The 26,305-nt window shown below is 58.3% G+C and carries 21 protein-coding genes; 3 read left to right on the forward strand and 18 right to left on the reverse strand.

The window, feature by feature from the left end; all coding sequences use genetic code 11:
- Positions 1–76: 76 nt before the first annotated feature.
- The 8 genes from BVL55_RS10040 to BVL55_RS16545 form a co-directional block, all read right to left on the reverse strand.
- Positions 77–1,123: an ABC transporter permease gene (locus BVL55_RS10040; protein ID WP_075996777.1), complete on the reverse strand. Its 1,047-nt coding sequence runs from the start codon at positions 1,121–1,123 to the stop codon at positions 77–79.
- 107 nt (positions 1,124–1,230) lie between these two features.
- Positions 1,231–2,904 (reverse strand): ABC transporter substrate-binding protein, encoded by a 1,674-nt coding sequence (locus BVL55_RS10045; protein WP_075996778.1) that lies wholly within the window; start codon positions 2,902–2,904, stop codon positions 1,231–1,233.
- Positions 2,905–3,260: 356 nt separating this feature from the next.
- Positions 3,261–3,872: a glutathione S-transferase gene (locus BVL55_RS10050; protein WP_075996779.1), complete on the reverse strand. Its 612-nt coding sequence runs from the start codon at positions 3,870–3,872 to the stop codon at positions 3,261–3,263.
- A 394-nt stretch (positions 3,873–4,266) separates the two neighbouring features.
- On the reverse strand, positions 4,267–6,585 hold the full coding sequence (locus BVL55_RS10055) for a 3-hydroxyacyl-CoA dehydrogenase/enoyl-CoA hydratase family protein (protein ID WP_075996780.1): 2,319 nt from the start codon (positions 6,583–6,585) through the stop codon (positions 4,267–4,269).
- 38 nt (positions 6,586–6,623) lie between these two features.
- Positions 6,624–7,439: an alpha/beta fold hydrolase gene (locus tag BVL55_RS10060; RefSeq protein ID WP_075996781.1), complete on the reverse strand. Its 816-nt coding sequence runs from the start codon at positions 7,437–7,439 to the stop codon at positions 6,624–6,626.
- Entirely contained in the window at positions 7,436–8,755 is a 1,320-nt protein-coding gene (locus tag BVL55_RS10065; RefSeq protein ID WP_075996782.1) for an O-acetylhomoserine aminocarboxypropyltransferase/cysteine synthase family protein, read from the reverse strand. The genes BVL55_RS10060 and BVL55_RS10065 overlap by 4 nt, the downstream gene beginning before the upstream one ends.
- Before the next feature lie 582 nt (positions 8,756–9,337).
- Complete coding sequence (locus BVL55_RS10070) at positions 9,338–10,450, reverse strand: endonuclease/exonuclease/phosphatase family protein (protein WP_075996783.1); 1,113 nt, start codon at positions 10,448–10,450, stop codon at positions 9,338–9,340.
- Positions 10,451–10,646: 196 nt separating this feature from the next.
- The gene (locus tag BVL55_RS16545) at positions 10,647–10,973 is read right to left on the reverse strand and encodes a hypothetical protein (RefSeq protein WP_156892506.1); all 327 of its coding nucleotides are present in this window, start codon (positions 10,971–10,973) and stop codon (positions 10,647–10,649) included.
- 178 nt (positions 10,974–11,151) lie between these two features.
- Here BVL55_RS16545 and BVL55_RS10080 point away from each other — a divergent pair, with 178 nt between their 5' ends.
- Positions 11,152–11,442, forward strand: coding sequence for a hypothetical protein (locus BVL55_RS10080; protein ID WP_075996785.1), 291 nt, complete (start codon positions 11,152–11,154; stop codon positions 11,440–11,442).
- A 28-nt stretch (positions 11,443–11,470) separates the two neighbouring features.
- On the opposite strand, the gene BVL55_RS10085 is transcribed toward BVL55_RS10080, so the two are convergent.
- The 4 genes from BVL55_RS10085 to BVL55_RS10100 form a co-directional block, all read right to left on the reverse strand.
- A complete protein-coding gene (locus BVL55_RS10085) occupies positions 11,471–12,334 on the reverse strand; it encodes a crotonase/enoyl-CoA hydratase family protein (RefSeq protein WP_075996786.1) in 864 nt (287 codons plus the stop codon).
- A gap of 228 nt (positions 12,335–12,562) precedes the next feature.
- Positions 12,563–13,582, reverse strand: a complete 1,020-nt coding sequence (gene ilvC, locus BVL55_RS10090) for a ketol-acid reductoisomerase (protein WP_075996787.1) — start codon at positions 13,580–13,582, stop codon at positions 12,563–12,565.
- 11 nt (positions 13,583–13,593) lie between these two features.
- Entirely contained in the window at positions 13,594–14,280 is a 687-nt protein-coding gene (locus BVL55_RS10095; RefSeq protein WP_162841490.1) for a TetR/AcrR family transcriptional regulator C-terminal domain-containing protein, read from the reverse strand.
- Complete coding sequence (locus BVL55_RS10100; protein ID WP_205410783.1) at positions 14,267–14,617, reverse strand: hypothetical protein; 351 nt, start codon at positions 14,615–14,617, stop codon at positions 14,267–14,269. Before BVL55_RS10100 ends, BVL55_RS10095 begins: the two co-directional genes overlap by 14 nt.
- An 81-nt stretch (positions 14,618–14,698) precedes the next feature.
- Here BVL55_RS10100 and BVL55_RS10105 point away from each other — a divergent pair, with 81 nt between their 5' ends.
- Complete coding sequence (locus BVL55_RS10105; RefSeq protein ID WP_156892508.1) at positions 14,699–15,472, forward strand: helix-turn-helix transcriptional regulator; 774 nt, start codon at positions 14,699–14,701, stop codon at positions 15,470–15,472.
- 31 nt (positions 15,473–15,503) lie between these two features.
- Here BVL55_RS10105 and BVL55_RS10110 read toward each other — a convergent pair whose 3' ends face one another.
- From BVL55_RS10110 to BVL55_RS10125, 4 genes are all read right to left on the reverse strand, one after another.
- Complete coding sequence (locus BVL55_RS10110; protein ID WP_162841491.1) at positions 15,504–16,205, reverse strand: DUF2461 domain-containing protein; 702 nt, start codon at positions 16,203–16,205, stop codon at positions 15,504–15,506.
- Between the two features lie 11 nt (positions 16,206–16,216).
- A complete protein-coding gene (locus BVL55_RS10115; protein ID WP_244530481.1) occupies positions 16,217–17,548 on the reverse strand; it encodes a glutamine synthetase family protein in 1,332 nt (443 codons plus the stop codon).
- A 121-nt stretch (positions 17,549–17,669) separates the two neighbouring features.
- Complete coding sequence (locus BVL55_RS10120; protein ID WP_075996792.1) at positions 17,670–19,031, reverse strand: aromatic ring-hydroxylating dioxygenase subunit alpha; 1,362 nt, start codon at positions 19,029–19,031, stop codon at positions 17,670–17,672.
- Positions 19,032–19,183: 152 nt separating this feature from the next.
- Positions 19,184–19,939: a pyridoxine 5'-phosphate synthase gene (locus BVL55_RS10125; RefSeq protein ID WP_075996793.1), complete on the reverse strand. Its 756-nt coding sequence runs from the start codon at positions 19,937–19,939 to the stop codon at positions 19,184–19,186.
- Between the two features lie 202 nt (positions 19,940–20,141).
- On the opposite strand from BVL55_RS10125, the gene BVL55_RS10130 reads away from it, so the two are divergent.
- The gene (locus BVL55_RS10130) at positions 20,142–22,334 is read left to right on the forward strand and encodes a putative bifunctional diguanylate cyclase/phosphodiesterase (RefSeq protein WP_075996794.1); all 2,193 of its coding nucleotides are present in this window, start codon (positions 20,142–20,144) and stop codon (positions 22,332–22,334) included.
- Positions 22,335–22,355: 21 nt separating this feature from the next.
- Here the strand turns inward: BVL55_RS10130 and BVL55_RS10135 are convergent, their stop codons facing one another.
- Positions 22,356–24,992: a response regulator gene (locus BVL55_RS10135; RefSeq protein ID WP_075996795.1), complete on the reverse strand. Its 2,637-nt coding sequence runs from the start codon at positions 24,990–24,992 to the stop codon at positions 22,356–22,358.
- Positions 24,993–25,119: 127 nt separating this feature from the next.
- A complete protein-coding gene (locus BVL55_RS10140) occupies positions 25,120–26,247 on the reverse strand; it encodes an ATP-dependent DNA helicase (RefSeq protein WP_075998066.1) in 1,128 nt (375 codons plus the stop codon).
- Positions 26,248–26,305: the final 58 nt, after the last annotated feature.

Genomic DNA, 26,305 nt, shown 5'->3' on the forward strand with positions numbered 1-26,305 from the left:
ACAGGATGGCCATGGGCAAGGTGAAGTAGGAGGCGTAGTCTCCAAACCAGGTAAGCGGTTCCATGACGTTCCCTTCCTAATTCACGCTGATGCGCGGGTTCAGGTAGACATAGCCGATATCCGATATCAGCTGTGTTACGAGAACGACCACGACAGAGACCACCGAAACCCCGAGCAGCAATTCGATGTCGTTGTTCCCGGCTGCCTGGACCAGCGTCCAGCCGAAGCCCTTGTAGTTGAACAGCGTCTCGACGATGACCACGCCGTTGAGCAGCCACGGGAACTGCAGCATGATGACCGTGAAAGGCGCGATCAGCGCGTTGCGCAGGGCATGCTTGATGACGATGTTGGAGAAGCTGACGCCCTTGAGCCGCGCGGTGCGGATATACTGCGCTGTCATGACTTCCGCCATCGAGGCCCGCGTCATGCGCGCGATGTAACCCATGCCGTAAAGCGCGATCGTCAAAACCGGCAGGAAGAAGTTGGCAAATGTTGCCGTGTCCATGGCTGAGGTTGCGGTTCCCTTGAACCACTTGAGCCCAACGGCGGACGAGGCAAACACCGCGATCAGGATGACGCCGGAGACATATTCGGGGGTGGCGGTGGTGGTAATGGCAAAGGTGGAAAGCGTTCGGTCCGTTCGGCTGCCCTCGCGCATGCCCGCCAGCACGCCCAATATCAGCGCACTGGGCACCATCAGCAGCATGACCCACAACATCAGCTTGCCGGTCAATGCCAGCCTGGTGCCGATGATCGAACTCACCTTGTCCTTGAAAACGGTCGACAAACCCCAGTCGCCTTGCAGAATGCCGCAGAACGAGGATGCCTCCTCGGGAGTCTGGTTGGGCTTGATGCAGCGCCCGCGAATTTTCCCGTCGGTACCTTCCTTCACATAACCGGGAACAACGCCGAGCCACTGCCCGTATCGCGACAGCAGCGAATCCGTGTAGCCGCGATTGTCCAGCCATTGAAGAACTTCCGAATCCTGCATGCGCTGGGTGCCTTCGGCCTTGGCCAGCTTTTCAAGGTTCGGATACAGATTGGTGAGGAAAAAAACGACAAAGGTCAGGCACAGTGCCGTCAGGATCATGACGCCCAAGCGCCGAAGAATGAAGAGTCCCATGCTACCCCCGTCTCCTGGTTACGCCCGACTGTCTGCCCGCACCTTGAGGCCGAACAAGAAGGGCCAACGTTCAGCCGCGCCCCGGGGGGCGCGGCTGAATTGCAGCTTTAGGCAGCAAGGCCAAGCTTGTAGACGTGGATTTCAAACGTGGGATGCATGTCTGCTCCGGCAACGCCTTCGCGGAAATGCCGGTAAAGCGAACGCCAGTAAGGCTGAATGATCACGCCTTCATCCCACATGATCTTTTCGATGTCGGCCATTACCGCACGCCGTTTGTCGGCATCGGCAATCGACATGGCCTCGCCCAGCTTGGCATCGAAATCGGCATTGGCAAATCCGCACTCGTTCCAGGCTTCGCCGGAGCGATAGGCCAGCGCGAGCACCTGGACACCCAGCGGACGCTGGTTCCAGTTTGTCGATGAGAACGGATATTTCGCCCAGTCGTTCCAGAAGGTGGAACCCGGCAAAATGGTCCGCTTCACATTGATGCCTGCTTCGCGCAACTGCGCTGCCACCGCATCGGTGGTGTTTTTGCGCCAGTCGTCGTCGATCGAGATCAACTCATGCTCGAAGTCGCCCATGCCGGCTTCATCCATGAGCGCCTTGGCGCCGGCCGGATCGTGTGCCGGCTTGCCGATATCGGCATATTCGGGGTGAAGCGGGCAGACATGGTGGTTTTCTGCAACCTGTCCACGGCCGGCAAAACCCAGTTCCAGACACACATTGTTGTCAACTGCCATGGCAAGCGCCTTGCGAACCTTCGCGTCCGCATAGGGTGTCTTGCCATCTATTTCGGCTTTCTGGTTGGTGCGGATGACGATCGTGTTGGCGGTTACCACTTCGGATTTCGACCATCCCAATCCGTCCATCACATCGATGAAGTCGCCAACCGTTTCATAGAACATGTCGACTTCCTCAGCTTCCGCCGCAGCAACCCAGGCTGACGGATCGGTGCCGTAGTCGATGAACTCGATGCGATCCAGATGAGGTCCGCCATAAACTTCGGTGCCCCACCAGGTATGATCGGTGTTGCGAACGACGACCCCCTTAACGCCCACTTCCACGGTTTCCGGCTTGTAGGGGCCGGTGCCGACCGGATTGGACAGCATGTCGTCCGGGTTGTGGGAGGAATGGATCACGGCAGCCGGATAATCCGCCATGCCGGGGATGATGGTGATGTCGGGCTGAGCGGGGCGCAGGATGACGGTGTGACTGTCGACCTTTTCGATCGCGCCTTCGCGTGCCTTGCTGGTTTCCTCGTCAATCAGCGTACCCATGCGTGCGGCCATGGAGTTGCCCTCGGCGGCCTTGTCGCACCAGTATTCGAGGACACGAACGACATCGTCAGCGGTGAAATCCTCGCCATTGTTCCATTTCACGCCCTTGCGGACATTCAGCTTGTACTCGGTGGCGTCATCGTTGACTTCCCAGCTGTCGAGCAGCATGCCGCGGAAGGTGCCGTCGGCATTGTATTCCACCAGATATTCAAGCCAGCCGCGTGTGAGGTTGGCGATCTGCGACCAGTCATAGGTCCGCGGATCCTTCAGAGCACGCACTTCCTGCTGGATGCGCAGCGTACCGCCGGCCTGGATGTGCGAGGCAGCTTTTGCCGGAGCGCTTAATCCGATGGCGCCATAAGCTGCTGCAGTCGTCAGACCCAATGCAGAAGCGGTTGCAAGAAATTCGCGGCGGGACAGTTTGCCCTCGCGGCATTCCTGCGCCAGTTCCGCAACTTTCGGATGCGGCGGCTTCCCGTTAATGGTGTCGAGGTGCTTGGTCATCCTGTTTCCTCCCGATGACGTTGATAAGTGTTCCGTTTGACAGTTCAGGCCTGCTCCTCCCTGAACGGTGTCTGTTCCCAAAATCGCAGGTGCGCCCTGCTATACGGTTTCTCACCTGTATCAACATCAGCATATATCGCTGCAGCGTGACACGGCAAGGGCAACTGGACATGACTGTCTGGACGGATGGCAACATATTGAAGCGGCTAGGTCAACAGCGATCCCGAAATTGTGAGCCAAAAGGCGCAACGACAAAGCAATCTGTCGCAAATGTCCCTTGCCTATTGCCCGCCGCATTTCGGCAGCACAATTGCGAACAACTCTCCGCCATTTGAGACGGGCCTTGCAATCACTCCTTATTCGGGTTCGGTCGCCTGGAAGGACGGGCGTTCGTTGAACCTTCTGAACCACCGGGTCAGCTTCGGACGGCCCCGCATCCAGTTCAGGTCCGGATAACGAAAGCCGAGATAACCAAGCGCGGCTGCCACGGCAATCGACCCCATGTTGGGATTGCGCCCCAGGCATTTGATCCACCGCTCCTCGATCTGGTCGAGGGAGGCCATGACCTTCCCCATCTGGCCATCGCTCCAGGCTTTCCACCGGTATTCCGGCGGGCGGAGTGCCGTTTCATAGCGATTGTTGACGGCAGCATCCATGATGCCATCACCCAGTGCTTCAAGCGTCATGATTTCAAATCGCTTCGCCCCTGAGCGCGGCATCAGCTTCTTGCCGTTATGCAAGGTATCCAAATAGGCACAGATCACCCGGCTGTCGAACAGCACCTGCCCGTCTTCCAGCACCATGGTTGGAATCTTGCCGGCCGGATTCGATTGAACGATTCGCATGTCCGGATCGACCACATTGGCGCTCGCATCCATAATTTCGATACGGTCCGCCAGATCACGTTCATGCGCCACAATCAGGCATTTGCGTACAAATGGCGAGGCAGGGGAATACCACAGTTTCATTGTCAGTCCTTCCAGCAACTTGGCAAGAAGCGGGAACCTGCAATGATTTTGGCCTGTCCTCAACCGTTATCTTCGGAAAATGGGAAAGCACAAAAAGGCGCCCGGCCATTGCTGGGGCAGGGTGGCCGGGCCGTGCCTACGGTCCGCAAGCACGCTCGGGGTGGGGCCTTTTGTGAAGGCCACACGCCCGGGACTGCCGTGGGGGCAGCCATACGTACTTGCGGCCTGACCGGGTGGTGTGGGTAGGGGACCCCGGTCAATAAACAACTTAGTGGAAAAACTTTACGCTGCGGCAAATGCAACCGCTAAAATGCAAACCGGTGCGTTCACCAGGCACTAACCACGCTCTAGCAGCAATAGATTGGCCGCTGTTTGTGGCTCCAATATGCCGGTTTCAGTTTCTGGGTATTCCGGTACCGTCCAGCATGCCGGTAATTCTGGCGAGCGTCTGGGGTGTTCGGGCAAGACGCAGGAAGGCTTCCCGCTCCCGGGCATACATGTCCTGCTCCGTGGGCAGGCTATCCAGTGCATCCTCACCGCCGGTAACGATCCACGCAATCTGCGAGGCCACGGTCACGTCATGGGCCATGAAGTGTCCCTTCGCCCTGCCCTTTTCCAGAAAATCCACCATCGCTCCGTAAGCGGCGCTGCCGGCCAGTTGGAACTGAGGGCGTTCACGCTGCTGATAGCCATCCGCCATGCGGTCAATCTCGCCAAGAGCAGCCGAGACCAGGCGGTCGCGGTTCATCACCTGATGGTCCCGCTCCGGCAGGAAGTAGACAAGGTCGGCGGCAAGATCGGGAGAACTTGCCGTTTTGCCATATCCGATCTGGTTGAACGTGTTCCAGGCAGCCTTCTCCCAGTCACCGGTGGCTTGAAACCAGCGCCAATAGGTTTCCTTGACACCGCCACCGCCCGGCACGACACCGACCGCACTCTCCACCAGGCCGAACACCGTGTTGGCATGGGCAATCAGCTTGTCGCAATGGGCCAGCACCTCATACCCGCCGCCCAGCGCCAGCCCCGAGGGAGCGCCGACCACCGGCTTGCTGGAATAAAGCAGCGCTTCCACGGCAATCTGGAAATCGTGCAGGAAACGGTCCATGCCCGCCCAGTCCTCCTGCTCGATGAATGCCTTGAAGCGCTCCAGATTGACTCCGGCGGAAAAGTGCTGTGCATCGTTGTGAACCAGAACCCCACGGCTTTTGGTTTCCGCTGCCTGACGCACGATCTCCATCGACTTGTCATCAAGTGCATTCGCCTTGGTGTGGAACTCGACCAGCAGCACATCATCGCCAATACGGAAACAATCCGCCGAATCATTGCCGAATTCCGGTGAAAGGGTTTGCCGCGTCAGATGAAACCGCACGACCCCCTCGGGCAGGTCGATGGGTTTAAACGCGCCACCCCAATGCCGCACCGCAAGCACATTTCCGCCAGTCCGGTAGAAGCAGCGATCCTGCGCATCCTCGGCTTCGGCAGCCTGGCGCAAAAAGTCGGCAACATGGCGGCCATCTTTTTCAAGCCGTTCGGCAAAGGTTTTCGGCCCGATCTCGTCGATCAGTTCAAACGGTCCCTTGATCCAGTTATAGCCGAGCTTCATCGCATCATCGATGTCCTGCGGTGATGAGGTAACCTCCGGAACGAGGCTCGCTGAATATGTCAGAATGCGCGCCAGCACCCGCCAGGCGAATTCGCCGAGCGGGCCATCGTCCTCCAACAGAACGCCCAGCCCTTCGCGTTCGGCCCTTGCCGCCAGTTCCGGCACCGCTTTCCTGCGGGGGCGCCATTCGCCGCTTTTTAGATCAAGCGACACCGGCGCATCATCAATCACCGCATAAAACCCGCCCTTGCCCTTGTTGCCGGTAAATCCCTTTTCGATCTGCGAATTGATCAGATCGTTCTCCGCACCCACCTCATGGAATGGATCGCCCTGGGGCAGGATCGAGCGCAGCGAGCGCACCACATCGGCCATCAGATCAACGCCGATGAGGTCATACAGACCGAAAGCACCCGTCTTGGGAATACCCATCGGCCGGCCGAAAATTGCATCGGCATTCTCGATGTCGATGCCCAGCGCCATTGCTTCGTGGATCGCCGCCTGCATGGCAAACACCCCGACCCGGTTGCCCAGAAAGCCCGGCGTATCGGCACATCGTACAACGCCCTTGCCCAGCGCCTCATCGTTATAGGCAGCCAGTATCTTGATCACCTCGTCCGCGGTTTCCTCCCCGCGCACAAGTTCCAGCAGGCGCATATAGCGGACCGGATTGAAAAAATGGGTGATGCAAAAGCGCTTGCGAAGCGCTTCGGGCATGTCCTCCATCAGCAAGGCGATGGGGATCGTCGAAGTATTGGACGAAACCAGCGCGCCCGTTTTCAGATGCGGCAGCAGCGAACGGTAGAGATTGCGCTTGATGTCGAGCCGCTCGACAATGGCCTCTACGATCCAGTCGCATTCCTTCACCCTGGCAAGATCGTCTTCGATGTTGCCGATGGCGATGCGCTCGATGTTTTCAGGCTTCATCAGCAGCGGCGGATCGGATTTTGCGATGCGCTCCAGAGCCCCTTCCGTCACCTTGTTCCGGTTGCCTTCGGCCGAGGCGATATCAAGAAGCAGAACGCGATTGCCCGCATTGGCAACCTGAGCTGCAATACCCGACCCCATGGTTCCCGCGCCGATTACGCACACTGTCTCGATTTGATTGCTCACCTGGCTTCCCCGGATTATCTGGTATTGAGGCGCGCCGGTCAGGCGGCCGATTGCGTTTCAAGCTGCTCCAGAAAACTCCGAAGCTGCGCATTGACTTGCCGTGGCCGCTCGGTCGGCAGGGTGTGGCCGCTATCGCCGATCACATGCGTGCGGCAATCCTTGATCAGGCCGGCAAGCTGCTTGCCGGCCTTGAGCGGCGTCATCTTGTCCTGGCCCGCCAGAAGGCACAAAACGGGGCAGTGAAGGGCCTTTGCCGCTTCCTCCCCGCCCTTGTAGGCGGCGCAGGATTTCAGATCCGTGGCAAGCGCGGAACTATCGCTCATCTCCATGACATGAATGCCGTAATGGATGTGCGACCCGCCAGGCACCGTATTGTCATGCATGTGGGCATTGGAACCATGGGCCCAGTCGACCATGTTGGCATAGGCTTTTACCGGCGCGCTTTCAGCCATCTCGATCAGTTTCGGATTGACCGGGATCGCTGCAGCCGAGGCGATAAACACGATCGCACGTACGCGCTTTGGAGCCTTTTGCGCCATTTCCAGCGCGATCAGCCCACCCTGGCTGTGGCCTGCCAGCACCGCCTGCTCTGCGCCCAGTTCGTCAAGCAGGCGCAACACCCAATCCGCCTGCGCCTCAATGCCATCAATCGGCGTACCACCGGAAAAACCGTGCCCGGGGAGATCGGGCGCCACGACGTTGTAACCGTCATAGGCAAGCGCCCGCGACTGCAGCACCCATGTAAGATGGTTGAATCCCGAACCATGCAGAAACACAACAAAGGGCTTGCCGGCCTCATGCGCCCTGCCCCCGGTTGAAATATGAACCTCATCGCCGTCGAGGGTTATTTTCATTTTGTCCCTCCTGCAATCTTGCGGGCAATCTTCAGCGCCCTGTCGAAATCTGCCGCAAGATCATCGAAGTTTTCCAGCCCCACGGAAAGCCGGATCATGTCGTCGGAAAGCCCGCCCGCCTTCATGTCTTCAGCGGAAATGTGGGAATGGGTTGTTGAAGCGGGATGAATGACCAGCGTCTTGGCGTCCCCCACATTGGCCAGGTGCGAAGCCACATTGACGTTCTCTATGAAGGCAGCGCCCCCGTCGCGCCCACCGGCCACACCGAAGGCAATGACCGAACCGGCCCCCTTTGGCAGCAGGCGCATGGCGGTTTCATGATCTGGATGATCTGGAAGGCTTGGATGCCTGACCCAGCTTACCGCATCATGCCCGGCAAGAAAGTCCAGCATCCTGGCGGTGTTTTCCATGTGCCGCTCCATTCTCAGCGGCAGGGTTTCGATCCCCTGCAAAAGCTGGAAGGCGGCAAAGGGCGACATGGCGGGACCGAAATTGTACATCGCTTCAGCCCTTATGCGCTGGGAAAGCGCGATCGGGCCGAACTCCTCCCAGAACACGATGCCGTCCAGCGCATAATGGGGCGCTGTCAGCGTCGGCCACTTGTCCTTGCCCTCGCCATCCTTGCGGCCCCAGTTGAAGTTGCCCCCATCGATGATCGCACCGCCAATCGTCGTACCATGACCGCCCAGCCACTTGGTCGCCGAGTGAATGACGACATTGACGCCATGATCGAGCGGCTTGAAGAGATAAGGCGTACAGAACGTGGCATCCATCACCAGCGGAATCCCGGCCTCGCCGGCAATCTTCGCAACCGCTTCGACATCCAGCACATCAAGGCCCGGATTGCCGATCATCTCGCAGAACAGGAATTTCGTATTGGGCCGGATTGCCGCCTTCAGCCCATCAAGATCACGGCCATGCACGAAGCTTGTCTCGACACCAAAACGCGGCATGGTGTTTTTGAGAAGGTTGATGTTTGCGCCATAAAGCTGGGCGGTGGAAACGATGTGATCACCGGCGGAAACCAGCATTGTGGTGACACAATGCAGCGCCGCCATGCCGGAAGCCGTTGCAACGCAGGCCGCCCCGCCCTCCATGGCCGCCAGCCGCTGCTCAAGCACAGCAACCGTGGGATTGGAGATGCGGCTGTAGAGATGACCGCCCTCTTCCATGTTGTAGAGGGCTGCTGCCTGGCGGGCATCCTTGAAGACATAGGAGGTGGTTTGATGAATCGGCACTGCGCGCGAGCCGTGCGCTTCATCCGGCACATGGCCGGCATGCAGGGCAAGTGTTTCCAGTTTGTAGAAATCGGCCATTGGCTCAGTCCATTGTGCTTTCCATTGATTGCGACGGGAGTGTTAGGGAGCACGTGTCGCGCCGTCAATCGCCAAGCGGCGCCGGAGACTCGAAATCGGCCTGGCAAATCACGAAATGTTCCAAAACCGGAATCATAATTGATTTGCGGCTATTTCAGATGTCGTTAGCTTGACGACACCAAATCGGCACAATTCGCCCGCCGATCGCCACTTTTTCCCTTCTTTCAAGCCAGAATTTACCGCCAGCTTGGCCCTTGAGAGCGCAACTGCTTTGCACTTTCCAAGACGTGCCACGCGGTACTGACGGGCGTTTCGGCCCCGCGTAATGATGGTCTGAATGTCCTGCCCTGCGATACGGCATCCCCGGACAGACCATCTGCCAAGGCAAGTTTCGGCTGCATTGCCCAGCCGGTTTGCCTTGGGTCAGTGCTGCCGGATGGGAGCGGCAGCCCCCCTCGCTGACGCTCTGGCGGAACATCCGGCAGCATCTGCTTGGCGCTGGCCGGCATACCCCAAAGATCGGGTAGTGCCGGTCAGCGCCTGTTGGCCGCTTGAACCGGAACGCTTTCAGCGCAAATCTGTTCAGATGAGATCGAGTGTCACCGCCACGGGGCTGTGATCGGAAGCCTTGGGCCGGTCCCAGCCGGTTCTGGGATAGCGGCCGACTTCCTGGCCGTCAGGAAACGGCGTGCGGTAGGGTTGCCCGTTATGGATGATTTCCGGCACGGCCTTGCCGTTGCTTTTGGCAAGTGAGGGCGAAGCCAGCAGATAATCGAGCTGGCACAAATGCTGCTCCTGCGGCCCGCGCGAATGGTACAGTGTCCAGCGCTGCATTTCCTCGCGCCGCTCCACCAGGTTGACGGAAAACCCGTCCGACACCAGCGGATCGATGGCCGAGGCATTCTCGCGCACCGGCGTGAACCGGTAGCCCTTGTGCCGGTCGCCCTCGATCACCAGCCTTTCGCGGTAGTCGTTGAGATCGCCACAGATCATCCAGCGCTTCCTGGCGGTTTTTCCCTTGCCGAACTTGTCCTCGATGATGCGGCGCACGGCCCGCGCCTCCGCAAGACGGACCGGCATGGTATAATCGCGCCCTTCCTGGCCGTTCCTGCCTGCGCCCATCGACTTGAAATGGCACACGAACAGCGTGATCGGATGGCCTCCAATCTTGAAATCGATCTCCAGGCAGTCTCGCCGGAAGATGCGCTCATGGGGCATCTCGCCCATTTCCGCCAGTTCCTTGGTGTGCAGACCAAAATCCCCATAGGTGATGTGCGCATGGCTTTGCAGCCCGACGAATTCGATTTCCTGGCCATCGGCTGTCTCAGGCCGTGTCATGACCGCGACATCAATACCCCGCCCGTCATTGCCTTCGGCCAGATATTTGTGGCGGTAGCCGGAACCGACCATCTTGAACAGATAGCCATATTCGAAAGCGTGCAGGGCATCGAGGTTTTCAACCTCCTGAAGGCAGATGATGTCCGCCCGGCAATCGGCGATGGCCAGCGCCGTCAACTGCATCGCATCGTCGGTATGGGCCACCACCCGTGCCTGCTCCAGCTGGCGATAGTGTTTTTCGTCCTTCACATCGAGCATTCGCAGCGCCCGGTCGCGCCGCAATTCATTGCGGTAACCTGAAAAATCGAACCGGTGCATCAGGTTCTCGGCGTTGAAGGTGGCAATGCGGACGGACATGCAAGCTCCGGTGAACTAGGCGGATTTCCGATGGGTATTCCTTCCCCGGATGCGAAGCAACACACGATTTCATGACGCTCAACATTGCTTCGAGCCATAAGCAGAAAGGGCGCAGCAAAACTGCCGCGCCCTTCCCCTCCCGAACGGCTCCCCCAAGCCGCTCAGCAGAAACCGGTCTTGTTGTGAAATGAAGTTCCTATGGAAACCGGATGCCCGCCTTTTCCCCTTGCCGCCAAACAAGTTCGGCCTGTCTGAGGCGGTCATCTCCTGCCAGACGAAACACGAACGCATCAGGAAGCAGGTTTAAAGGGTCGAGCTCGACCATCACTCCGTGGCCGGAAAGATTGCGCACAAGGCACTCGACCGACGCCGTACCCTCGTTGAAATGAAGCGACGCACCCTTGAACATGCGGCGTCGCAGCGTTCGCCGGCTGTCCCCTTCGGGCAACAGCCTGCCACGCTCAAGGCTGCAGTCTGCCAGCAGCCTTTCAATTGAATCCCGTGTGCTGATTGCCGTGCTCATCACCACCTCCTGATACACCCGCCTGCACTGGTGAAGCTGGAAGCGAATTTCATGCCAGGAAGAACCTGTTCCAAAACGGGACAGCCGGCCGGCCCTGGGGCGTGCCGGATTTCCACTTGCGCGCCCTGCAGTGGCGATGCCAGTCTTTGCTGATTGAAATGAAGGAGGAAAACCCGCCATGACCGCAAAACCGTTCGCAAACCGCCTTGCCGTGATGGCGCTAGCATCGGCAGTAGTGTTTTCAGCAGCACCATCTGCCAACGCATTCCTCAGCGTCTTCATGCTTGCCGACCGGGTAATCAAGAAGGAGAACGCCAAGGCACTTGCAACCCCCGGCCATGCCGCGTGGTGCGCCAAGCAGCAGCCGGGCTACCGCAAGAAGTGGAACAACTGGCGCCTTCCCAACGGCCGCGTCAAATACTGTGCGTCCCCCTATTTCACCCCGATGTGGATGCAGCGGGCGAACTAGATGTGGAGTCTCTTTTCAGGCTGCAACCTTACTTCTGCGGATTGATTGGCCGGTTTCTTGTCCAGTCGAACGTACCCTCGTCGCGTTCGCGAACTGCCTGCCGCCAGCCGACCTCCTCGGAACGCTGCTTGAAGTTGATCCCTTCCGGCGAATGACGCGTGATGCCATCAAATACCGTCGCAAGCATCTGCGTATTGGCCAGCCCCATGGCATCAATCGCCTGATTGACCACCAACTTCTGCATCATCAGCTGGTTCGTTGGAATGCCCGCCATGCGCCCGGCCAGCGCGTTCACCCGCTCGTCGAGTTCACAGGCTGGCACCGCGTCCAGAACCAGACCAAGTTCCTTGGCTTCTTTTCCGCTGATCTTGTCACCGGTAAACATCATCCACTTGGCCTTTTCCGGTCCCAGCCGGTAGACCCACATGGCGGTCGTGGGACAGCCCCAGACACGAACCGGCATGTAGCCAATGCGCGCCTCCTCCGCCATCACGATGATATCGCAACAAAGCGCGATGTCGCTGCCACCAGCGACTGCATGCCCGTGCACTTTGGCGATAACCGGTTTGTAGGAGCGCCACAACTCCATGAAAAGCTCCGTATTGCGCTTCATGAACTTGTAGTCCTTCATGGGGTCCCAGGGCATTTCCTGAGTCACCTGCCCCGAGCCATTCGCCTCCGCATAATAGGAAAGGTCATAGCCCGAGCAGAACGCATCTCCCTTGCCTGAAAGCACAATGACGTGGATGTCATCATCGTCGTTGGCCTCCTTGACGCAGCGCGCCAGATCAACCGGCAACTCGTCGTTGATGGCGTTTAGAACCTCCGGGCGGTTCAACTGGATACGCGCAATGCGCCCGTCCTTTTCCCATACTACAGCCGGCTCACTCATGATGTGCCTCCTCTCGTTTGTCGTGCACACCATGAATCGGCAGCCCGGCCAAGGCAAATGAAAAGGGCCGCGGATTGCTCCGCGGCCCATCAGAATTTTTGCCCGGTGTGGATCAGTTCTTGTCCTTGTCCACCAGCGCATTGGATTTGATCCACTCGCCTGACCGCAGGGCAAAGCGCGAGGACAGGCAGACTCACGAAAGCCGTGGATCGCAGCAAGCTAGGACCCTTAGTTCTTCTCTTTGTCCACCAGCGCGTTGGACTTGATCCACGGCATCATGCCGCGCAGCTTCTCTCCCACTTCCTCGATCTGGTGACTGTCATTGAGGCGGCGGGTCGCCTTGAAACGGGCAGCACCCGAATGCCACTCCTGCATCCATTCGGAGGTGAACCTGCCGCTCTGGATATCGTGCAGCACGCGCTTCATCTCCGCCTTGGTCTCTTCGGTGATGATGCGCGGACCGGACTTGTATTCGCCCCATTCGGCGGTGTTGGAAATCGAGTAGTTCATGTTGGCGATACCGCCCTCATAAATCAGATCGACGATCAGCTTCACCTCGTGCAGGCATTCGAAATACGCCATCTCCGGCGCATAACCGGCTTCCACCAGCGTTTCAAAACCGGCGCGGATCAGTTCGACCAGCCCGCCGCACAGCACCACCTGTTCGCCGAACAAATCGGTTTCACACTCTTCCTGGAACGTCGTCTCGATGATGCCGGAGCGCCCGCCGCCGACACCGCAGGCATAGGACAGGCCAAGATCGAGCGCATTGCCGGAAGCATCCTGGTCAACGGCAACGAGACAGGGCACACCGCCGCCCTTCTGGTATTCGCCGCGCACGGTATGTCCCGGGCCCTTGGGCGCCACCATCAGCACGTCCACGGTGTCCTTGGGCTCGATCAGTCCGAAATGCACGTTAAGCCCGTGTGCAAAGGCAATTGCCGCCCCGTCGCGGATGTTCGGCGCGATCTCGCTGTTGTAGATGCCGGCCTGCAACTCGTCGGGCGTTGCCATCATCATCAGGTCGGCCCATTTGGCCCCTTCTCCAACGCTCATCACCTTCAGCCCGTCGGCCTCCACCTTCTTTGCCGTGGAAGAACCCTCGCGCAGTGCAACGCGCACATCCTTGACGCCGGAATCCTTCAGGTTGAGCGCATGCGCCCGCCCCTGTGATCCATAGCCGACGACAAGAACCTTCTTGCCCTTGATGAGATTGAGATCGGCATCGCGATCATAATAAACACGCATGTTGTTACTCCCTAACCGTGTTGGTTGACTTCAAGCTCGCCTGCTCCGTAAAGAAGCAGGAATTCCCCGACAGCCCTTTCGGCCGTCTGTCTGATACCGCCCGCCGAGGGACGCGCCGTCTCTCCCAGCAGTTTGCGAATCTGCCAATCGGCCACCACAAGGCCGAAGAAGCTGCGAATGGCTGCTTCGCAATTCTCATAGGCAAGAAATCCTGCCGTTCTGCCGGTTTCAAAAATGGATCTTAACCGCCGCCGCATGGCGAGCGGCCCGTTCTCGCGAACGATTTCGCCAAGCCGGCCGTTTCCCGATGCCACATGACAAATCGCCAGCCGGTTGAGTGCCGCGGAAACATCACTGGTGATCACCTCGAGCCAGGATACGGCAAAGGCTGCAAGGGCTTCGCGAAAGCGGACCGCGGTCATGCCGGCGGCGTCCGGTTCCGGCATTTTAACCTTTGCGGCCTGCCACTGCACCGTTGCCGTCAGTAGTCCGTCCCTATCGCCGAACCAGTTGTAGAGCGTTTCCTTTGAACAGCTCGCCCTGCGGCAGACCTTTGCCAGCGAAAACCCGTCCCCCTCCTCCACCATCAGATCGAGCACGGCAGCCAGCACCTCATGCTGGCGGGGCGTGAGATCGCTGTCCCGGGCTACCTGGCCCGGCTCCAGAACCTGCTGTTGTGTAACCTCATGCGTACTCATGAAAAACATGTACCGTACCGTACGGTACATAGTCAAGAGGCGGCAGGCGCAGCGGCTGGAGCGTGTCCTGGTTGGATGGAATCGTTTGAACGCCGGTTACCGGGTTGCAGGCGATTACAAAAAACAAAAGGGATTCAACATGGTATTGCACCGGCTGTGGTGTCTTTTCCGCCCTGGCTTCGTCGAAATCCTCGTCCGATGCCATCGCATCGCTCTGCGGTATTCTCCTTTCCAGAGGCGAAAAATCCATCCATTCAAACTGCTTCCAGCTAATCAAGACACGCTCTGACAAAAGATTCGGACCGGTGCTGCGGTCCGGTTTTGGCCGTTCACGCAAGGTGAACACAGAATTTCACAGCCATGTGTTTTCGTTTCCGGCTGTTTCTGTGCTATCTTTTCATGGGGCAGGAGGGTGCCTGTGATTCACTCGGTTTCAGACTTGCGGGAACAATATGCCGCCGGGCGGTCTCTTCTGGACGCCCTGCAAGGCATTCTCGAGGCTGAGGATATCAATAAGGCCACTGCCGTCACCAGTGATTTTGTGGACAAGCTGGACGGCAAACTGCTTTCCCTGAAATTCTCCGACAGCGAAGATGAAACGGCGATCGTCAGGCCGTTTTCAGCCTATCCAAAATCGATTCGCCAGATTTCGATCGCCATGCAGCCAGCCGGCAGATGCCCGTTCTACAAGGAATCGCGCAAACGCCTGTCTCCGTTTTATTGTTCTTCGATTGACCGCACGCAATATCTGACCCTGAATGACCGCATCTTTTTCCGGGAAATCGATCGGCTGGACTTCGGAGATATCCTGATTCTTCCTGTCATGATCGGCAGAGGAATTGCCGTCACCACAATCGGCGTTCCCGGCAGGACGCATGCATCCGCTGCTCAATGCCCGATCAGGGCAGCCTATCCGCACATTGTCGCTGCCTTTATTTCCAAATTCCCCGAAGTAACGACGCTGTTCGAGCACAAACGCCTGACAAAGCTGGAACGGCAGGTCGTCTCCATGCTCTCAAAAGGGCGATCCTATGGCGAGGCCTGTCACAAGATGGGCCTTAGCCAAACCTCGTTGACGCTGCTGCTGAAATCGGCATCCCGCAAGCTGGAAGCGAGCAATCTGGTGGAAATGGGCATCAAGGCTGCCAGCGCCGGCGAACTTTGCCAGACCCCTGAAGAACTTTGGTCATGAACTCATAAATAGGGTCGGGGCCCAGCCCCTATCACGCCGAATCGCGCACGCTGTCGGTTGCACGCCAGCCGAATTCAAGCAACGGCATCGCCCGCTTGGCCATGATGAACATGCGGTCTGCAACTTCCGGCGACTGGAATATCGCCGGCGTCAGCTCTTCCATGAAGGTATGGTTTTTCAGCCTGATCCACGTCGTAAGAGGCTCTGAGGAAACGTCCTCAAAGCCGCGGGGATTGCGTTTGAGCGACGATTCGTCCTCCAGCTTGTAGCCATACCCTTCCAGCTTCTTCACAATGCCGGCAAACTTCTTTTCCTCGCGAATGATCATTTCGCGAAAGGCCCGCATCGCCTCTCCCTCCAGCCCGAAAAACCCGCAGGCGATGAAGCTGCGTTCATTGGAGTAGTGCATGTAGACAAACCCGTTATCCTTCTTTGTGCCCGAGCGCGTCAGCATGGCGCTGGCATGGGTGACATAAGGATCCTTGTTCTTTGAAAACCGCACATCCCGGTTAACCCGGTAGAGCGAGTTCTTGCGGTCTCCGGCAAGGGGAATGCCCGCCTTTTCAAAACGTGCGGCAAGCGTTTCGATGAGATCGCCCATCGGCTCGCGCACTTCGCGCATGTAAACCGGCCTGTTCTCCCTGAACCATTCGCGGTCCTGATAAAAGCCGAGCGCCTTCAAAAACGGCAGCGACTGCTTCCCGAAACCGGTGAACGTAACTTCCTGCGGCACAAGCGCCTCCATCAAAAATTGGTGAAATACTCAGCCTGTTCCCAATGCGAAACCACGCAAAGGTAACGCTCCCATTCAGCCCGCTTCAACCTGGCAAGGAAGGAAACGAACTCCTCGCCGAGCGCATCGCGATACAGGCTTCCGCCCTCAAACAGTCCGATCGCATCGCCAAGATTTGCAGGCAGCGTCTCAGCCTCATCCTCATAAGGCCGTTCAACGGGCGGCGGCGCCTCAAGCCCTTCGGCGATGCCCCTCAACCCGCCCAGCATCTGCGAGGCAAGACAGTAATAGGGATTGGCCGCCGGTTCTGCGACGCGGTTTTCAATACGGCTTGCCGAATTGCCGGGCCAGGCAAGCACCCTCAGCATGGCACCGCGATTGTCCCGCCCCCACTGGATGCGGTCAGGCGCCAGCATGAAGGGTTGATAACGCTTGTAGCCATTGACCGTTGGCGTTGTCATGAGACAGCTTTCGCCTGCATGGGCCAGCAAGCCGGCTAACCAGCCTTCAGCGGCTTTCGAAAGCTCCTCTCCCTCCTTTGGCTCGAAGAGGTTGATTTCGCTCTTGAGATCGACCACCGACTGGTGAACATGCCAGCCGCTCGATGCGCAGTTTTCGACCGCCGGCCGCGTCATGAAGGTCGCGTGCAGCCCGTTGCGCGCACAAAGTTCCTTGACCATGGTGCGAAACAGAACAAGATGGCGCGCCTGAACCTCTGCGGGCCCCGGTGAGAAGGTTACCTCGAACTGTCCCGGGCCCATTTCCACCTCGACGGAAGCAATCGGCAGGCCCATGGCCTGGGCAGCGCGGCGTATCTCGTCGAGCACGGGTTCGGCGGCATCGTAAACGCTTTCGGTCAGGTATTTGTAACCGTCGGCAATCAATTCGGTGTTTGGAGGCCTGGGCGGCATGGTGGCCGATCCATGATCGCGTGCTGCGTCCGTAACCCTGAAAATGTGAAACTCGATTTCAAGGCCGCAGACAAAGGCCATGCCGGCATCTGCAAGTTTCGCCATCGCCTTTGCCAGCACATTTTGCGGTTCAAAAGGGATTTCAGTCAGATTGGTATAGACCGGCCGGCACTGCATCCACGCCGAATGAGGCGACCACGGCACAGGAGTAAGTGTTTCAGGTTGGGGCACCAGCAGGACGTCCCCTGCCCCGCCAAGCGGGTTGGAGGCAAGTCCGGCATTCCCCGACCATACCGGAAAAACCGTGCGGTGCGACAAATCCTTTAAAAGCAGTGTCGAGGGCACCCCGAGCCCGGATGCCAGCACCGGGGGCAGCGCCTCGGCCACTACCGTCTTGCCGCGCAGAATGCCGTGCGGGTCGGCAAAGACCATGCGGATGGTCTCAATCCCTTCCGCCTCAATGCGGCCGAGCGTTTCGAGCGCTGCGGTGATCCCGGCTTCATCCAGAAGCCCGCCTCCAGCCAGCCTGCCCCCTTCAGCCCTTCTTCCACGCTCATTCGGCAGCGCCGCTCATGGCGGTTTCATCATCGCCAACCTGCGCGTTCCAGGAACAGGCCGCGCGCCGCTCCCGGTCGCTTTCACGCCACACCGCTTCCCAGCCTGTACCGGCAGGCGCGATGGCGTCGATCGACACCGGCCCCTGCATCGCCGCAACATTGCCACTTGCCGGCAGCCCATCCTCATCGCCTGCTGCCAGGGCATCCATGGCCGCGTTCAGCATTCGGCGGTAGCGGATGATCGCTGTATCGGTCTTTCCAAGATGCTCCTGGGTACGGTCCTGTATCGGGCCCGGACTTTCCACCGCCCACTGGTCATGAACGTTGATGTCGAGGCCCATGCCCGTATAGGTCAGGTTTTCCTGTTCCTGCGGATTGTAGCCGTAATTGTTGCGCTTGTTCTTGACCGGCGCATAGTCCGGCAGCGTGTGCTCCTTCAGCCTCTGCTCCCGCATCAATTCCTTGTCCACCGGCTTACCGAAAGAGGTGAACATGGAAAACCAGTAGCAGTTCTCATCATCGACCGGCACGTGCCACTGGGTGATCGTCATCTCCCGCGACATGGGAATGCAAATTGCTTCGGGAAAAATCTGGTTGGTCACCCGCACATGGGTGCGCCCGTCATCAAGGTGGCGCAGCGAGATGATCCGCATGCCGTGCCCTGCTTCCTCCACAAGGATTTCCGGCCTTGGATAGTCACGCAGCAGCTTTGTCATCGGAATGTTGGTATTGGCCGCCTTGTCGCGGAACTGCTTGCCATAGGATTCCTCAGGGTCCTCGTCCTGCAAAAATCGATGCAGAAAAGAGGCATGCGCCGGATCGATGCCCACTTCCATCGCCTGCAGCCAGTTGCATTCCCACAGCCCCTTGAAGGCAAAGACATGGCTGTCCGGCGCGCGAAAACAGTCATAGTCGGGAAAGGCGGGCGGAGCGGCACCTTCGGCGAGCGGCCCCATATAGGCAAAGATGATGCCGTTTTTCTCAACTACCGGATAGGAAACCGCCTTGATGTTTTCATGCATCCGGCTGCCCTCCGGCTCGCCGGGCTGTTCCACGCACTGGCCCGCCCGGTCGAAGTGCCAGCCATGAAACGGACAGCGAAGGCCATTGTCCTCAAGCCGCCCGTAACACAGATCGGCGCCGCGGTGGGGGCAATGGCGGCCAATCAGGCCCAGACCGCCGTCCTCATCGCGAAACAGCACCAACTGCTCTCCCAGCAGCGTCACCGGAACAACCGGGCGCGACCCCGACAACTCGTCACTGAGCGCTGCCGGTTGCCAGTAGCGACGAAGCACCGCGCCAGCTTCCGTTCCCGGGCCGATGCGGGTTATGCGGTCGTTCTTCTCACGGCTCATCATGGTGTGGGCTCCTCCCTGCAGGGTCACTGGCACAAACTGTCACGGCATTGTTCGACTTCAAATCCGGTCATCCACTATAGCAGGACATAAACAGCCGAAAAGCCGCGAGACAGCCCCTCATGCGATGGAATCCGGATATCCGCCAGAACCGCCTAGTCGTCCTGGGGCTGAAGCGCTGAAAGGAAACGCTTTACCGTCCCTGCCATGCCGAACTCAAGCGCATCGGCCGTCAGGCCATGGCCAATGGAGACCTCCGCCAGATGCGGCATAACCTCAACCAGTGCCGGAAGATTGGCAACCGTCAGATCATGACCGGCATTCATGCCAAGTCCCGATGCATGCGCAAGCTCTGCTGTTTTCTGCAAATCCTTCAAGGCATTGGCCGCCTTTTCAGAATCATCATGGCAGGCCCCGTAAGGCCCGGTATAAAATTCCACCCGATCAGCCCCTGTCGTCCTGGCCGCCGCGATCTGTGCTTCGGACGCATCAGGATCGCAGAACAGTGCAACCCGCATACGCCCTTTCTTGAGCCGGTTGACGATTGCCACCAACATTTCCTGATTGGTGATGAAATCCCAGCCATGATCGGAGGTCGGCTGCATCGGATCGTCGGGCACCAGGGTGACCTGTTCGGGCTGCGCTTCGTCCACCAGCGCCAGGAAATCCTGCGTTGGATAGCCTTCAATATTGAATTCGGCGTCCGGAAACGCATCGTCGATCAGGGCGCGGATTTCCGGCACATCGGAAAAGCGGATGTGCCGCTGATCAGGCCGGGGGTGAACCGTCAGCCCGTGGGCACCGGCTTCAAGCGCAATCGCCCCCAGGCCCGTCACGCTGGGCCACGGCAGGTCGCGCCGGTTGCGCAACATGGCGATGGCGTTGAGATTGACGGAAAGCTGGGCGGGCATGGGTGAAGCCTGTTTTCACATTGGCGATTGCACCAGTCATGTCGCGGGATAAAGCCCGCGTCAACACGGCCCGCAATGGAACGTCTGTTTATGAAAAACTTTACCGTGTTCCTTTGCCTTATCTTTCTCAATTTACGCCAGTCTTTGCGCCTGTGGGGAAATTTGGTTCCGGGGAATTGGATTGTCAGTCCTGAACGAGCAAATGGCCGGACTTCTACCGTATGTGGCGCTGGCCGGATCGTGCGGCACCGCCATGGCTGCCGTGCTCTGGCGCAAACTGCGCCGGACCCGTGCCGAGCTTGAAAATCATCGCGAAGCCATCAATCATCTCCAGGAGGGGTTCTACCGCTCCAGCCTCGACGGCCACCAGATTCAGGCCAACCCCGCCCTGGTGCGCCTGAACGGTTACCGCACCGAGCAGGAGCAACTCGATGCCGTCAAGAACATCGCAGCCGAATGGTATGTGGAAGCGGGCCGGCGCGATGACTTCAAATGCCAGTTGTTCGAACGCGGCCACGTCAGCGGGTTCGTATCGCAGGTTTACCGGCACAAAACACGCGAGCGCATCTGGATCAGCGAAAATGCGCGCCTGGTAACCGATCCTGAAAACGGTACTCCGCTTTATTACGAGGGTACGGTCCGCGACATCACCCATGAAATGAAACTGACGGAGACACGTGACCGGCTGGAGAAGCTTGCCGCCAACCTGCCAGGCGGCCTGTTCCAGATTACCCAGCATGGCGGACGCAGGGTTTCAATACACTACATGAGCGATACATTTGTTAGCCTCTTCGGACTTCAGGGTGTACCTGCCGAAGATGTTCTCAAATGCATCACCAGCCGGATCGAGCCGGGCGATCTCAAACACTACAATGAGGCGTTTACTGCATCCGCACGGGAACTAAAGCCGCTGGATCAGCAAATCCGCTATTCCGGCACCAATGACAAGGAAATCTGGATTCACGTTACCGCAACGCCGGAAGTGGAGGAAGACGGCGTCATTGTCTGGCACGGCCATGCGCTGGAAATCACCCGCCAGAAAGAGATCGAACAACGGTTGGAGCGTATGGCGAATTTCGACACGCTCACTTCGCTTCCCCAGCGCAGCGTGATGGAAGATCGGGTCAAGGCAGCGATATCCGCCTGCAACAGGCGTGGCGAATATGCCGCACTTTTGTTCATCGATCTGGACAATTTCAAGCAACTCAACGACACCCACGGGCACGAGGCGGGCGACGAGCTGCTGCGTCAGGTCGCCCAGCGCATGCGCTCCCAGACCCGCGCCTGTGACACGGTTGCCCGCTTCGGCGGTGATGAATTCGTCATTGTCATCGACAATCTGGGTACCGACCTTGAGCTGTCCCGTGAAAAGGCCGCGGCCTTCGCAAGCAAGCTTCTTAACAGTTTCGCCGAGGGATTTGAGCTACAGGGGAGCGAGCACCACTGCTCGCCATCGATCGGCATATCCCTGATCGGCCCTGAGCAAGCCAGCGTGGAAGAAATCCTGTCGCGCGCCGACACCGCGATGTATCAGGCCAAGAAAAGCGGCCGCAACACCTTCGTCATCTTCGACGAAAAGCGCGAAAACGCGGGTGGCGCCATCGCCGGCTATCTTTCAGATCTTCCCGGCGCCGCCGATCGGGGCGAATTTCATCTGGTGTTTCAGCCGCAGATCGACCGTAACGGACGCATTTCGGGGGCTGAGGCCTTTATCCGGTGGGAGCATCCCGAACACGGCATCATCGCACCCTCCGACTTTATGCCAGCGGCCGAAAAAAGCGGGCTCATTACCGAAATCAACGAATGGGTACTGCACCAGGCAATCGAACGCCTGGCGTCCTGGCAGAAAAACCCGCAGCTTCGCCATCTCAGCCTGTCGGTCAATCTGTCGGTTCAGCAATTCTCCCTGCCGGGCTTTGCCGAAAACCTCAAAGCATTGCTTGAAAAATCCGAAGTCGACCCTTCCAGGCTGACCCTTGAATTGCCCGAAAGCCTGCTTACCCGGAACATGAAGTCCGTTGGTTCGAAAATGCATCAGATCAAGAAGGCTGGTGTGCGGTTCTCACTCGACGACTTTGGCACGGGCTCTGCGTCGCTGGCCAACCTCAATCACCTGCCCGTTGACGAAATCAAGATTGACGGCCTGCTGGTTTCATCGATTGAAAATGACGGCAGTTCACGCAGCATGATTGCCGGCATACTGGGCATTGCCCATGCCCTGAAGCTCCATACGGTGGCTGAACATGTAGGCAATGCGCTGCAGCATGATTATCTGCAGGAGCGCGGCTGTGGCGGCTTTCAGGGCTATCACTTTCATCCGCCGCTATCTGCCGATGTCTTCGAAGCGGTGGTCGTTACCAGGCCCCAGCACGGAAAGCTGCCGCTCGCCAGCTAAGCCTGTCTTGGTTAGCTGTGCTCAGGCAACCTGGCTTGCCTGCTTGCCGGAAATCCACTGATCGATCTTCGCAATCAGCTTTTCCGGTGAAACGGGTTTGGAAAGATAATCGTCCATGCCGGCATTGATGCAGGTCTCCTGATCGCCCTTGATGGCATGGGCCGTGACGCCGATGATCGGCGTTCTGCCGCCGGTTTCCGCTTCAGCACGGCGAATTTCCGCCGTCGCTTCCAACCCGTTCATTTTCGGCATCGAAACGTCCATCAAAATGAGCTTCGGCGGATTGCCGGCACGTTCGCGGAACGCCGCCAGCCCTTCTTCGCCATTGTTCACAATGTGGAACCGGTACGGTGTCGACAGCAGGATTTGCGTGAAGACGATCTGGTTTACCTCATTATCCTCGCATACCAGAATTTCGTAGTCGCCTTCATCAATGGTGCCGGCTTGTTCCTTCATCACATCGTCAGCATCAGCTTCATCAGGCACTGCTGTTTCAGCCACTCCGCCGGCAGCTGTGCCGTTTTCTTCAACCGCCATGACATGGGTCTCCTTTTCCGCCACAGCCGCAGTGGCGTTGGCATCGCTGTTGTGGGAGAATTCTTCACCTGCCCCATCAGCACTCTCATCGCCATCAACCGTTCCCAGTGCGATCTGGCGCGCCATCATGATGCCCTTCGTCGCTTCATCGGCTTTTTGTTCCCGCAATGCGGTTTCGCCGATGACTTCCACCAGCGTCTCAAGCAGCAATGCCGAACGGGTGGGTTTGGTAAGATGCCGCTGCACACCGAGCGAGGAAAATGTCTTGCCGTCCTCTGTCTGGTCGACGCTGGTCAGCATGACCACGGGAATGTCGGCAATCTGGGCATCTGCACGAATGGCCCGAACGGTATCGCCGCCATTCATACCCGGCATGTGATAATCCAGGATAACGCAATCCACCGAAATACCGTTGACCTTTGCCACCTTCAGCAACTCGATCGCTTCTGCACCGCTTGCCGCGGCGGCATGATCGAACTGCCACGATGAGAGCTGCTCGGAAAGGATCGCCCGGTTGACTTCGTTGTCGTCGACAATCAGCACGCGCGAACCGCTGACATCCCTCGGCACCGGTTTGCTCGCAGGCTTTTCTGCCTCCACCATGAAGGGGACCTCGATCCAGAACAGCGAGCCTTCACCCTCCGTGGACTGAACCCCCATTGTGCCACCCATCAGATCAACGAGCGAAGAAGCGATGGACAGTCCCAGTCCGGTCCCCTCGTGGTTGCGGCTGGAAGAACCGTCCACCTGGGAGAATTTCTCGAATACCTTGTCCAATTGCGCTTCGGGAATTCCGATGCCGGTATCTTCGATCTCAATGCGTACCATTGCCTGGCGCGCGCCGCTCTTGCCCTTGTTGGCAAACCCGGTCACATGGGCATTGACGTAAACATGCCCTTTCTCGGTGAACTTGATCGCATTGCCGATAACGTTGGTTACCACCTGACGGACCCGCCCGACATCGCCGATCAGCCAGGCTGGCATGTCCGGCGAGATGCGAACGATCAGCTCAATATCCTTTTCAGCCACCCGGGAGGAAACCAGCGCTGCCACATCCTCAATGGATTCGCCAAGCCTGAACGGCGCGGGATCCAGCTCAAGCTGGCCTGCATCGATTTTGGAGAAGTCGAGAATGTCGTTGATAATGGTAAGCAGGGAAGCACCCGACTTAACGATGATGTCGGTAAATGTTTTCTGGCGGGCATTGAGTTCCGTCTTGGCCAGCAATTCTGCCATTCCCATCACACCGTTCATCGGCGTGCGGATTTCATGGCTCATATTGGCAAGGAACTCCGATTTGGCATTGTCGGCTGATTCTGCCTTTCTCAAGGCTTCCTCCGCCCTGAAGTGCTCCCGCTCCAGCTTGTTGAGCAACCGTTGCAGAAAAACGTCGACCGGAATGAAAACCAGAAACAGCAATGCGCCTACCAGCCCGAGGCCGAACAGCAGATAGGTTTCCAGCAACCTGCCCTGTGATTGGGCACCCTTGTCCAGCAGCAGGCGGATGCGATCCTGAAAATGCGCATTGGTTGGCCGCACGAAACTGTTGTAGTTTTCCGTGATTTGACGCGATGCCCAGTAGATGTCCTTTTTGGTTCGGGTCTTTTCGATGAGTGACGAATTAAGCAGGGCGACATGATGTTTGAAGGGGTCGTCCAACGTCGCAAAACGCGCACCCTGAACGACAAAGCTACTCAATTCGCCACCGGCAAGACGCCAGGAATCGAGAAACGAATCAAATGCCTTTTCCGCCTTGTCCTGGTAAAACAGCAGTCCCGTGCGCGGCGATACGATGTCGCTGTCGACCGGCTGGCTCTTAAGAAACGCCTTGCGTTCCTTCAGCGTCATGCCCGCCATCATGGCCGAAACAAAGGCGCCCTCCTCCGCCTTCGCAAAGGTTTCCGCCACCCGTTGAGCCTTGTCGGCCAACGCCAGCAATTCCGCATCCAGCGCCGCAAACTTGTCTGACATCACGCGTATCGCATTGATGTCGCGGTTCTGCATGTTCTGCTGATTATAAAAACGATAGGAAACGCCAAGAATGGCGACCAACGCAAACACATATGCGACACGCAAAATCCAGCCGTGCCAACCTCTGTACTTATTGAACTTGTTTCTCATACCGGCCCTTCCCCACCTGGGTAGCCGGATTGTTGTCAAATTATGGTTAACCTGCGGTAAAAATCCATACCGGTTACACATGTTTTTGCGGAACCTCAACGACCGCAATTGCCCAAAGCGAATTGGCCTAACGCACGATCGTGATGCGTTCTGAAGCTCTGGTGATCCCAGTATAGAGCCAGCGTTGGGCATGCTCGCGAAACGCCCCGCTTTCATCGAAAAGGATGATTTCGTCCCATTGCGAGCCCTGCGCCTTGTGTACCGTCAGCGCATAGCCGTAGTCAAAATCATCATAGCGGCGGCGCTCCTGCCAGGGAATATCGGCATCGGGCGTTTCAAACACGGATTTCAAGACTTTGACTTTCGCAGAATAGCGGTCAATGCCGTCATCTTCTGCCCGGATCAGCAGATTCATGAAGGACTTTACCGTCCTGGCCGCACTTGTGACAGTCCACAACGATCCATTGAGCAGGCCCTTCGCCGTATCATTACGCAGGCAGACAAGCTTGTCGCCAGCCTGCGGAAAGGGGCCGTCAAACCCTTTCAACTGCCGCAGCCTGTCATTGTAGCGCCGCCGGGTGCGGTTTGTCCCCACCAGCACCTGGTCGGCAGCCAGCACCTGGTCGGTGGTCACCTCCGATTTGGAAATCACCCTGGCCGTGGCGCCATAATCACCATACATGATCGCCCGTCCCTCCCGAACCTGCTGGGCCAGATCGATGATGGGATTTCCGCGTGCCTGCCGGTGGATTTCCTCAAGCAGGAAATCGGGTTCGTAATCGGTAAAAAAGCCACCACCTGAAACCGGCGGCAACTGGCCCGGATCTCCCAGCACCAGGACCGGCGTGCCGAAGGAAAGCAAATCGCGGCCCAGCGCCTCATCGACCATCGAGCATTCATCAATGATGATCAGCTTGGCTTCCGAAACAGGCGAGCGGCGGTTAAGCGAAAAGGTCGGGGCTATGCTCTTGGAACCGGTTTCCTCATCTTCCACCTCTTCCTCGCCGCGCGGGCGGTAAATGACGGAATGGATGGTCGAGGCCTTGCGGGCACCCTTGGAGCGCAGCACCTGTGCCGCCTTGCCCGTGAACGCCGCAAAAAGCACGTCCCCGTCCACCCCTTCGGCAAAGTGGCGCGCCAGCGTGGTCTTGCCCGTTCCGGCATAGCCGAAAAGGCGGAAAACCTGACGGTCACCCGCCTTCAGCCATTGATGCACGGCGCCGAGGGCACGGTCTTGTTCTGCTGAAAATTCCATCCCGGTCATGTGGCATGATTCGGAGGTTGAATCACCACACGGACGGTATTCACGCCCC

This window comes from Salaquimonas pukyongi (assembly GCF_001953055.1).
Classification (GTDB): domain Bacteria; phylum Pseudomonadota; class Alphaproteobacteria; order Rhizobiales; family Rhizobiaceae; genus Salaquimonas; species Salaquimonas pukyongi.